Origin of the sequence: Lactococcus nasutitermitis, from assembly GCF_018403765.1 — a bacterium.
In the GTDB taxonomy this organism is placed as follows: Bacteria; Bacillota; Bacilli; order Lactobacillales; family Streptococcaceae; genus Lactococcus; species Lactococcus nasutitermitis.
In genome coordinates this window covers 1-12,007 of record NZ_BOVQ01000008.1, presented here as the reverse complement: position 1 = coordinate 12,007, position 12,007 = coordinate 1, and the positions used below count along the sequence as shown (strand labels likewise).

At 32.1% G+C, this 12,007-nt stretch carries 7 protein-coding genes; 1 reads left to right on the top strand and 6 read right to left on the bottom strand.

Annotated elements, in window-relative coordinates:
* The first annotated feature begins 135 nt into the window (after window positions 1-135).
* Window positions 136-693: a helix-turn-helix domain-containing protein gene (locus tag KJS36_RS08930; protein WP_213536580.1), complete on the top strand. Its 558-nt coding sequence runs from the start codon at window positions 136-138 to the stop codon at window positions 691-693.
* Between the two features lie 34 nt (window positions 694-727).
* Here the strand turns inward: KJS36_RS08930 and KJS36_RS08925 are convergent, their stop codons facing one another.
* The 6 genes from KJS36_RS08925 to dnaA all read right to left on the bottom strand — a co-directional run bounded on the left by KJS36_RS08925 (window position 728) and on the right by dnaA (window position 11,482).
* Window positions 728-1,636, bottom strand: coding sequence for an alpha/beta hydrolase (locus KJS36_RS08925; protein ID WP_244842884.1), 909 nt, complete (start codon window positions 1,634-1,636; stop codon window positions 728-730).
* A 1-nt stretch (window position 1,637) separates the two neighbouring features.
* Window positions 1,638-1,841, bottom strand: coding sequence for a DUF951 domain-containing protein (locus KJS36_RS08920; RefSeq protein WP_213536579.1), 204 nt, complete (start codon window positions 1,839-1,841; stop codon window positions 1,638-1,640).
* A gap of 36 nt (window positions 1,842-1,877) precedes the next feature.
* Window positions 1,878-5,489 (bottom strand): helicase-exonuclease AddAB subunit AddA, encoded by a 3,612-nt coding sequence (addA, locus tag KJS36_RS08915; protein ID WP_213536578.1) that lies wholly within the window; start codon window positions 5,487-5,489, stop codon window positions 1,878-1,880.
* Entirely contained in the window at window positions 5,482-8,766 is a 3,285-nt protein-coding gene (gene rexB, locus KJS36_RS08910) for an ATP-dependent nuclease subunit B (protein WP_213536577.1), read from the bottom strand. The genes addA and rexB overlap by 8 nt, the downstream gene beginning before the upstream one ends.
* Before the next feature lie 46 nt (window positions 8,767-8,812).
* Complete coding sequence (gene dnaN, locus KJS36_RS08905; protein WP_213536576.1) at window positions 8,813-9,955, bottom strand: DNA polymerase III subunit beta; 1,143 nt, start codon at window positions 9,953-9,955, stop codon at window positions 8,813-8,815.
* Between the two features lie 156 nt (window positions 9,956-10,111).
* Window positions 10,112-11,482 (bottom strand): chromosomal replication initiator protein DnaA, encoded by a 1,371-nt coding sequence (gene dnaA, locus KJS36_RS08900; protein WP_213536575.1) that lies wholly within the window; start codon window positions 11,480-11,482, stop codon window positions 10,112-10,114.
* Between the last annotated feature and the right edge of the window lie 525 nt (window positions 11,483-12,007).

The window sequence follows — 12,007 nt, the reverse complement described above, 5'->3', positions numbered from 1 at the left end:
CTTCTTTTAAAAATTCTCTTATCATTATACTGTAAATCAGAAAAAAAGACAATCAAAGGTGTAATGCAACAGCTTTGTTGCTTGTTTTATCGCTATTTTTCAGTAAAATAGAACTATCAAAGTTGGAGGAAAAAAATGACTTTCGGAGAAAATTTACAAAAAGCACGAATCGTTGTCAATTTGACACAAGAAGAAGTTGCAGAAAAAATTTTTGTGACACGACAGACGATTTCACGCTGGGAAACAGACCGCACCTTACCTAATATTTATATGATAAAGGACTTGAGTACAATGTATAAAAAAACGATTGATGAGTTGACAAATGGGATTGAGCATGAAAAGAGACGAAAACTCAATTTCTTTGCGATTTTTGGGATACTCGCATTTAATACTTTTATTGGATTTTGGCTGATTTTTATCATTGCCAGTTTGATTTTTGCTCTTTGGACAATTTTGCTGGCATTGGCAATTTCACCATTTTTAATGATTTTTGGGATTATCACAAATAATCAACATTTTAGCTTTTTTAGTCAAACTGGTCGGGATATGTTGACAATAAAAAATCTTTTGGTTGCTCTTGCGATGCTCACTATTGCAGTTGTTGCTGCACGCTATGCTTGGTTATTGACCAAACTTTTAATTCGCTGGTTGCTGAATTATCTTAAATTTAATCTCAAATCTATTTACAGATGAGTTTACAAAAAGGTTTACAGTGATGTAAACCTTTTTAAAAATTCTCTTGTAAAAAGTCACGAATTACTTGTGTGTATTCTGCTTTGTGTTTGTCGTAACTTCCTGCGTGCCCCGTGTCTTTGGCAATCCAGAGTTGTTTAGTAACATCGTCAGCTACGGCAGAAAAATTCTCGTAAACCATTGCTGTGGGAACATAATTGTCCTTGTCTCCGTGAATAAATAAGATTGGACGTGTATTTTTTGCTAAAGCGTCTAAAATCTTGACTTCTTTGAAAAAATAACTAGCAAAGATTTTCGACCAAAAACTCATCAGATAGACGAGTGGAAAGGCTGGCAAGTGGAAATCATGTTTTGCTTTGAAAACAATCTCATCCCACAGGGAAGAATAACCACAGTCATTGATAATTGCTTTAACTTGCACAGGTAACGTCTCGCCAGATAGAAGCATCACAGAAGCACCGCCCATCGAGATGCCAAAAAGTAAGATTTCTGAGTCTGCACCATTTTTTCGGATAATTTCCTGAATCCAGTGAAGATAGTTTTCACGATCCGTCCAACCAAAACCGATGAAAAAGCCACTACTGTCGCGCGCGCCAGTGTAGGTCGTTTCCAGAACGTTATAGCCGAGACTGTGAAAAAGCCAGCAAAACGCAGCAAATGCGATACGATTAGAATGATAACCATTGGCAAGAAGAACGGTTTTTGTTGTTGGTTGGTCAGCTGGTAAATACCAAGCTTCAAGGGGCTGATTTTTAGTGCTTTGTATCGTCCAGATTTCTTTTTTGGCAGTCATAAATGCTTGCCAGTCAGGATAGGTCGGGCTGTCTTTTTTCGGTGGCTGAGCATCAATATTGAAACTTTTTGGCTGTAAGGCAATGAAAACTAGAAGTGAAAATATAAATAAGAATAAAATGATAAAAATAATAATTTTTATAATTAACATCTTATTTTTCCAGCACTTTTTGTATTTTTTTATTAAAATCAAATCGTCCCATCATCACTTCATGATTGCAATTTGTACAGCGAATTTTGATGTCTGCGCCAAGTCGTGTAATTTCCCAGCAATTTGCTTTTTTCCCAGTTGATTTGACGGTACACGCGTGCGGTTTTTTCATTTGGACAATTGAACCAAGTTCATAATCTAACATTTTCTTCCTCCAATTTTTTTACGATTGACAGCCTTGTCAAAGTAATTTTTCAACAACAACCTTATCTGGGCCACCAAGTAAAATTAAATATTTTTCAATATCAGTAACAGCGTAAGCTTTTGTCAACGCATCAGCATATAAATCAAGTTGCGACTGATAACGTTGCTTGATTTCTGAGATTTTTGATAGACTTGTAAAATGGTCTGTCTTATAGTCAAACAGAATAATCTTGTCATCAAGTTTGACAAAACCATCACAAATCCCGCGGACAATGTATTGTTCATCAGCAAATTCATCTGTTTTTAGCATTGAAAATGGTGCTTCTTTGACAGTGCTGTCAACCTTGTCAACCAAAAGTTGACCAAGTTCTGTGTCAAAAAGTGTCAAAATTTTAGCAATATCAATTTTATTTTTGACAGTTTTGTCAAAAGGCATTTTGTCCAACGTTGCTTGAAAACTGAACAAATCTGGCTGTGAAAAATCAACTTGTTGCATGAAACTGTGTGTGGCTGAACCGATTTCTGCTGCACTAATACTTTTCTTATTTAAATCTAATAATTCAAATTTTTTTGCACGGATAAATTCACTGACGGGTTGAACACTACCAACTTCAAGTTCCTTTTCATAACTTCGTTTTTTCACTTGACTTGGCGTTTGAATACTGGCTAATTGTGTAGCTGCAAGATTTGGATAAGTAAACTCAATGATTTCTTTCGCCTTTTGTATTTCTGGCAAATTTTCCATTATTCCATCGAATTTTTTAGATTCCTCTAATAATTTTGCAAAATTTGGTTGACTTGTAAATTCAGTGTTACTTTCTTGTAAATCTTCTTTTGCATAAATATTCATTTTTATTGGCAATTCTACTACTTCATCCAAAGCCAAAAGCCAATGTTGAAATCCTGTTGATGCCCGCCGATATTTATTAGAAAGTACATTCTGTTCTAGTACAGCATCCTGATAATCATCAAAGGCTGCTTTTTTCTCAGTTTCTTTAATTTTACCAATCATATAAAGCTTTTTCTTCGCTCGTGTAAAGGCAACATACAGCACGCGCATTTCCTCAGAAAGGCTCGAAAGCTCCTTTATTTCTTGATTCATCATGTAAGGCAAAGTTTCCATTTTCACGAGAACATATGGAAAATCTGTCTGAACATCTGCTTCTTTTTTCAAATCAGCAACAACTTTCATTCCCAAACCATTCTCACGCGTAAGAATAATATTTTCTTTCAAATCACGTGTATTAAATTTGGACTGTAAATTCATCAAGAAAACAAAGTCAAATTCCAAACCTTTGGATTTATGAAAAGTCATCACGCGCACTGCGTTCTGAGGCAATTTAATATTGACAGAAGCCAAATCATTATTTTGCTCCATAAATTTATCAATCAAGCGAATAAATTTGAATAAGCCTTTGTAACCAGAACTTTCATAACTTTCAGCACGAGTTGACAGAGCTTGTAAATTTGCTTGACGCATTTCACCATTTTGTAAAGCCCCTACATAGTCAAAGTAATAAGTATCAACATATATTTTCCATAATAATTCGTGAATGGAAATTTGATTGACAAGTTTACGCCACTCTGTAAACCTATCAATAAATTTTGACAGTTTTGTCAAAAATTTTGCTGAAACTAAATCTTGTTTTTCACCTTTTTTATCAAGAACAAGTTCAATTTTTTTCCAAAATCTTATTCCTCGCCCAGCTTGTAAACTAATACAAGTCAACTCATCTTCATCAAATGAAAACAAAGGAGAACGCATCATCGCTACAAGTGAAATATCATATAATGGATTATCAATCGCCCGCAATACATCAAGCATCACAAGCACTTCCATTGACTTCAAAAAATCAACTCGTCCTTCATCCAAAACTACTGGAATATCATAAGAAGTCAAAATATCTTCGATTTTGTTATTATTTGATTTTGAACGAACCAAAATAGCAATTTCTTTTGGTTCCACACCTTTTTGTAAAAGCTCTTTTATTTTTAAAGCAGCAACTTTTATCTCACCATCTGAAATTTTTTCAACAGTTTCATCATCATTTCTCTCAATCGTACTTTCCTTATAAAGCACTAATTCAGGATAAAATTCTTCATCTGGCTCAAGCGGATAATCCGTCACATTCCCCTGAACAAGCATTTCTTCCTGTCCATAAGTCATCTCACCAATTTCCTCATTCATCAAATGTTTAAACACTTGGTTTGTAAAATTCAAAACCTCGCCACGCGAACGAAAATTCTCTTTTAGTCGAATGAGCTGATTATCATTTGTATCTTCTTCATAACTTTTATACTTTTCAAGAAAAAGTCCTGGGTCCGCCAAACGAAAACCATAGATAGATTGTTTGATATCCCCAACCATAAAAAGATTTTTCCCATTTGATAAAAGTTCCAGCATTCTTTCCTGAGTATGACTGGTATCTTGATATTCATCAATCATAATCTCATTATATTTCTCTCGCAAAAACTCACGAATATCTGGATTTTCTTCCAAAATATTGATTGCAAAATGTGCAATATCACTATATTCAAACGCATTTTCTACACGTTTTCTCTCCAAATAAGAAGCATAAAAATCCAGCATAAATAACTGAAGATTTTTCGCAATTTCAAAAGCTTCCGGTTGATATTTTTCAATCACTTTCAAATGTTTTATTTTATTGACAAATTTACGAACTTCTCCTGGTTTACTGGCACTTCCAATCCATTCCTGTTTTTTAGCAGAAAATTCTTTTTTCAACATCAAAATCAATTCCTCTTTTGACGTCCCAACACGAATATCTGTATCCAAACTCAGAAAAAGTTCACTAAAATCAGCAAAATTTCTTTTTGACAGTTCTGTCAAAATTTTTTCTTCACTATCTAAAATTTTCTGAGCTTTTTCAATCCCAGTTTTACCAGAAATCACACCGTTTAACAAAGAATTTTTCAAAAGAGCAAAGAAATCTTTTAAATAAATCTCAGTATCCTTTGTAAACCTATCAGGTAAATCTGTAAACTTTGTATAATGTTCAAAACCAAGCAAAAAATCTGTTTTCAGCCAATTTACAGGATGTTCCGTTGCCGAAATAAAATTATAAATACTGTAAACAACATTTTGAAAACCACTAATATCTCTATCTTTAGAAAAATTCTTAACAAGTTTTTCAAAATCTTTCTTAGAAATTTGTAAATTTTTCTCCTCATCTTCCGACAGATAAGTTTCAACCAACCGCTCAAAAATATCCTGCTTAATCAAATCACTTTCAGTAGTATCTGCCAAAATCCTAAAATTAGGGGCAATATCCACACGATTAAAATGTTCACGTACGAGTTTTTGTGTAAAACTATCCATCGTACCTATATCAGCATTTGACAACTTGTGTAAACTTGCTGTCAACCTTTGTTTTTCTATCAGATTATCTGTTTCATAACGTGCTTTTTTCAAATCTTTTTCTAATCGTGTCCGCAATTCTGCGGCTGCTTTTTTAGTGAAGGTAGAAATAAATAAACTTTCAATATCAACACCAGCTTTTACTTTTTCAACGATTCGATTTGCCATTACAAAGGTTTTCCCAGAACCTGCACTTGCAGATACCAAAATATTATGTCCTGAACTATGAATTGCCTCATATTGTTCTGGTGTTAATTTTACGTCAGCCATTTTTCACCTCCGTTCTTATCTCTTGCAAAATTTCATTACGTGATTTTTGTGAAATTTCTCGAGTATATTTATTCATATGTCTATTTGCCTCAAATCGACAAATGGATTTTAATGGACAATATTTACATCCCTGAACATTCCCCATTTTATCCATTCCCTCCGAGCGTTTCATAACCGGATTGATGGTAATTTCACCATTCTTCAAACGTTCAGCAGCATTCTTATAATGTCTCTCATTAATTTCTAATAAATTTTCAAATTCAACATTATTATAAATATTATTTCGACTAACTGCAATCATATCAACTTTTGATTTTAAATTATCCGCCTTATCATCAAGAATTAAGCCCTCATAACTCATATCCTTATTTAAAAGTTGATTCAAATCAGAAAGTTGATTGACACTATTAAGTTCCACACTATTATTTTTTATATGTAAATACAAAGCTCCCCACAATTCATGTGTCGGATAAGCTTTACGCAAAACATCCAAATAAGTCAAAAACTGTAAACTAAGACCATCATAAGCACTTTGTAACTTAAAACTATGTTGACTCGATTTATAATCTATCGCTCCTAAACTTTCATCAAATAATTGGTCCACACGGTCAATACGTCCTCGCAAATTAACCTTATCAATTACAAAATTTCCTAACTCACTCCTTGGTAAGCCAAAACTACTCTCAGTCATTAGAGGATTAATTTCTGTAGAAGCAACAGATTTCTTTAACATTACCGAAGTTTGTCTAACAATTTCTTCCAAGTTTGCCCAAGTAAATCTTGAACGTGCATCACGTGTAAAATAACGCGCATATTCATTATTCACTTCCTGTAAAACAGTTGTCAATTTATCATCAAAATTTCCAACAGTCAACTCACTCACTTTTAAAATTTTCTCAAAAACTTCATGGAAAAAATTACCCACTATTTTTGAATTTATATCAATATTTTCAAAAATCTCAAGTCCTAATGTATTTTCAACAAAATACTGATATTCACAATTATAATAACGCTCAAAACTACTTACAGAAGCATAAATATCATTAGAATATATCTGATTAACCGTATTTACAGCCAAGTTTACAGGTTCAATATCCTTATCCAAATTAAAAAGTAAATTCCGAAAATCCGAATTATCTTTCGCCAATAATCTAAAAATACTAGACCAAAAAGCGCGCTTATCTCCCTTCTTTTCTTCCTGCAAAACCAGTTCACGTTCTATTTTTCCCATAATTGAAATCATAGCACGTTCATTTCCAACATATTGTAAACTTCCCTGTAAACTGACAGAAGTAATTTTTTTATTGACACTTTCATCTGAATGATTGACAAAAAGCTCCAAAATAGGAGAAATTTCATCTTGAGCATTTGCCATGATTTGTGGCGCAGAAAGCACTAACTTTTCACTTGCAGCATTGATTAAAGACAAAACAGTTAAAAGATTTTTATTGTAATTAACAACATTTAACTGCTCAATAAAAACATCATCTGTTGTATTTTCATTTATTTCTGCTCGTTCTTCCTCAGTCAACAAAGTCGAATTCTTTTTAATTCGTGGAAAATTAGTCAGACTCAAACCAATAGCATAAACAAATTTATTTGTCCGAGGCTCAACCAATTCATAATCTTTCACATTAACAACATCAACATTAGCTGGTACTTGACGATATTTTGCATTTTTTAAACCAACCAAGATAATATCCAAAAAATCCAAAATTTTCAACTTTTGATTAGCAAAAACAGAAAGAAATTCCGATAAAGTTGACAATAACAAATTCCAAACTTGTTCATGTTTAGAAGAAAGCACATGATTATTTTCTTCCTCAGCCAAACTGTAAAGTTGATTGACAACTTCTAAAATCTTTCCATCTCTTATCAAATCCTCTAAATCATTTACCCAAGCTTGACCTGTTTTTTGATTATTTCCTGTTAAAAATTTTTGTAAAGGAGAAGTATCACCAAGCAATTCTACACGTAATTTTTCAACATCTGCTTGATTCTCAATTTCTAAAAATTCAGTTGAAAAATTTTTACGTCCTTGAACTTTATATTTCTGCACATAATATTCAAAAGCATCTAAAGTATCTTGATTAAAGTTTACACCATTGTAAACCTTCGTTTTTAATAAATTAACAACATCGTCCGTTCGATAATTATTTTTTTTAATCAAATACAAACTTTCAAAAAAAGCAATCAAAGGATGCTGATTCATCGCTTCCTCCTGTGCATAAAAATAAGGAATTTCATATAAATCAAAAATAGATTTCAGTGAAATTTCATAACTCGAACTATCTCCAACCAATACTGTAAAATCCTTAAACTTAGCTCCTCTTGCTATTCCCTGACGAATTTTCATAGCAACAGCTTCAATTTCTGCCGTTTGATTTTCCGCCTGCCAAATTTCAAAATGCTCAGTATCATCTTTTGTTAACTCTATTTTTTTATCAGGAATAACAAAATTACTATCTTGTTTTACTAAATCCGTCAACTTACTGTAAACATTTTTTACAGCATTCCCATCATTTTTCAACACTTTAGCTTGAAATTTTCGTCGAAAGCGTGTAATCATATCCAAAGAATTTTGATAAATGATATCTGATAATTGATTATCTGCATACGTACCAACTACAAATCGTGCAACCTTATCATGAACTGATGCTAAAAATAATTCTTCCTCTGCAGAAAAACGCGTATAACCATCTACAATAATCACAGAATTTTTTAACTGATTATCGAACTTTCCTGCACTCACATTTTCCGTAAATTCTCTAAATTCAGAGTAATTTGCATAATTATTCAAAAGTTGATTTTCAAACTCAGTTAAAATCAGTTTTAATTCTTTATTTTTAGGATTATCAGGTAAATCTTCTACTGATAAATTTGCTGTCAACAATTCCGCACGTAAATTAACCAGCATTTCCAAAAAACCTGACATATTTTGTTGCGAATAATAAAGAGGAATCTGCTCCTTATTAAAAGTTTTTAGAACCTTTCTAAAAAGCATAGAAATTCCCACAGGACTTAATTCTACACGTTCATCTTCACGTTCCAACTTATCAAAATAATAAGGGAGTTGCTTAAAACGTGTCACAAGCAAATCAAAAACAGCAGTATCTTTCCCGTCTGATAATCGCTCTAAAATCTCTTTTTCCTTTTCAAATGACATTGAAGAAGGGACAATATAATAAATTTTTCGTTGATTTTTCAGTTCTTTTTGTGCAATTTTCAGCAATTTAGCCGTCAAATCTTGCGTAATTTCACTCGTTAAAATTTCCATAAAAAAATAGACCCAACTTTCGTTAAGTCCATTATAACAAATTTTTTTAATTCGTTCTTACTGGTGTAATTAGTTGAACAAAGCTATCTTCTCCATTTTTAGGTTGTAATGTAAAAGGACGAACACTAGAAATAAATCGGATACGTACTTCAGGCTCTTTCACAACTTTCAGCGCATCAATCAAATATTCAGGATTAAAACTAATTACCAAATCTTCACCCGCTTTCTCAATCGTTGTCATTTCTTCATGAACAGAACCAACTTCAGGAGAATTTGCAGTTGTAACTACAGAATTACCAGAGACAGTCAATTTTACCGTTCCATTTGTTGTTTGCATTGTCAAAAGTCTTGCACGTTCCATTGTATGTCTTAATTCTGCAACATCAAATACTAAATCCAATGTATAATCTTCATTTTTCGGAATTAAACGATTAGTATCAGGATAACTTCCTTCAATCAAACGACTATAATAACTGATTGTGTCATTTCTAAATAAGATTTGGCTTGTATTAATAAAAATTTCAATATCTTCTTCATCATTTGCAAAAACATTTTTGAAACTATTGATAGATTTACTTGGCAATATAACATCAAATTCCAAATTAGATTCTTCTAAATTCAGTATTCGTTGACTCATACGATGTGAGTCTGTTGCAACAGCTTTAAACTGTTTATCAGGAAAAACTTGCAAATGAACACCAGTAAATATAGGACGATTTTCTTGTGTACTAACAGCAAAAACTGTCTCACTGAAGATTGTTTTTAAAAGTCCAACATTGATTTTTAAAGAAGTTTCCTTAGAAATATCTTGAATACGTGGATAAATTTCTGAATCCAATCCTTTTAAAGTAATTTCATATTTTCCAGAATTTAAAATTACTTGTTTTTGTCCAACTTCTGTAAATTCTAAAGTTACTTCAGGAAGTTGACTTACAACACTTTCAAAAAAAGCAGCTTCTAACAAGATAGAACCTGTACTAGAAATCAACATATTAGCATCTTTATCTGTAGCAGGTAAGAAATTTTCAATAGAAATTTGTCCATTAGAACCAACTAAAGTGATTCCATCATCAGAAACAGTAATTTTTAATTTTGTCAAAGCAGGAATAGTTACTTTAGAACCAATTGCTTGTTTGGTAATTCTTAAAGCATTTTGAAAAGCATTTTTGTTAATTGTAAATTTAATCATGAGACTCCTTTTATTAATTATTTAATATAAATAAAGATAGTAATAGTAGTAGGGGCAGTGAGTATGTGCATAACTTAGTTCTAGCACGATATATAAAAGTTTTCCTATGTGTATAACTTTTGAATAATAGAGTGTATAATTCTCGACTTATCCACATCACTGAAACTTTTGCTTGATGCTATCAATATCTTTTTGAACATCACTGTCACTTTTCATTTTATCAGAAATTTGCTTATAAGCGTACATTACTGTCGTATGGTCTCGTCCTCCAAAAGCATTACCAATCGCAGGGAGACTAGTTCCGAGAAGTTCTCGCACCAAATACATAGCGATTTGTCGTGGAAAAGCAATTTCTTTAGGACGTTTTGGACCAACCAAGTCAGATAAGGAAATATGATAAAATTTTGCTACTTCCTCTTGAATTCTTTTTATAGTCAGGTTAGACATCGTTTGAGCAGCCGAACTTTTTAGTGAACGTAGCGCTTGACTTGCTGTTTCTATATCAACCACAGAAACATTGTTAGCTTTAGCAACAAATTCTACCCGATTAAGCGCTCCTTCAAGTTCACGGACATTAGAATCAATCTGCCCAGCAATGTAACCCAAGGTATCACTAGGAAATTCCAGTTGACTTGCTTCAGATTTTATTAAAAGAATTGCCATACGTGTTTCATAGTCAGGTGCTGTAATATCCGTCGTTAGTCCCCAAGAAAAGCGGCTTACTAATCGTTCCTCAAGGTTATTTAATTCTTGAGGAATTCTATCAGAAGTCAATACAATCTGAGCACCTTTTTCATATAAAGCATTAAAAGTATTGAAAAACTCAGTTTTTGTACCTTCTTTATCACTAAAGAACTGGACATCATCAAGTAAAAGCAAGTCTAAGTTACGATAAGTTTCTTCAAAACTTTCCATTTGATTTTTACGTGTTGCATTGACATAATCATTAACAAAATTTTCCGAAGAAACATATTTTACTTTTGCATGAGGGTTATCATTTAAAATTTCATTACCAATCGCGTGCATTAAATGAGTTTTTCCCAGTCCAGCACCACCATAGATAAATAAAGGATTATAAGTATCCCCGGGTTTATCAGCGACGGCAACAGCTGCAGCTAAAGTCCATCTATTTCCAGGCCCTTGAACAAAATTTCCAAAACGGTATTTTTTATTCAAACCAGTCATCATAGGAACAGGTGGTTTAAAAGTGTCAAGCTCTTGGATAAGTTCAGAACTTTCCTGAGTCAAAACATTAAGTTCATCCTCAGAAATATCATCCTTTGCATATAATGAAAAACGAATTGGTTTATCAAATATTTCGAGACCTGCAGTCATAATCAAATCAGACTGTTTTCTCCAATAATCTTTATGAAAACTTGATTCCACCAAAATATTAGCCGTATCATCATCAATTCCCAATAATTGAGCAGGTTCAATGAAATAATCATAAGCGGCAGATTTAATACTTTTCTGTGCAAGTTGCTTAACTCTCATCCAAAATTCATCATTCTTTTTTAGAAGAGGCATAATACTCCTTTATAGTTGTTTGTTGATAACTTATTATATCATTTCAAACTTTATTTTTCCACAAGTGTTAAAAATAAAAAGAGACTTATCCACAAAAGTGGAAAGAAATTAACATTTTTGTGGATAAAGTGGAAAACTAAGAACAATTTTGACAAGAAATATAGCAAAATCAATAAAATATAAAGTTATACACAATCAATGAATAAGCTATTTATCTGTGGATAATACTATGAATAAAAAATACAAAAAAATTTGAATAAAAAATAATGTGGATATCTAAAATTAGTTTCTCTCTATTTAATAATAAAAAAAATAAAGAATATAGATTTATAACTAAAATAGAACTTTCTACTATATATAAAATCTAGCTATATTATAGAAAAAATAAAATACAAATAAAAAATGTATAGCTTACTAACTTTATAATATTTTAAAATCACAGAACAAATCCAGCTATATCAGTGTTTGAAGCCAATAGACGAACAGCAAGGGAAAAAAAATCAAAAATGCGTGCTTAATTCTTGA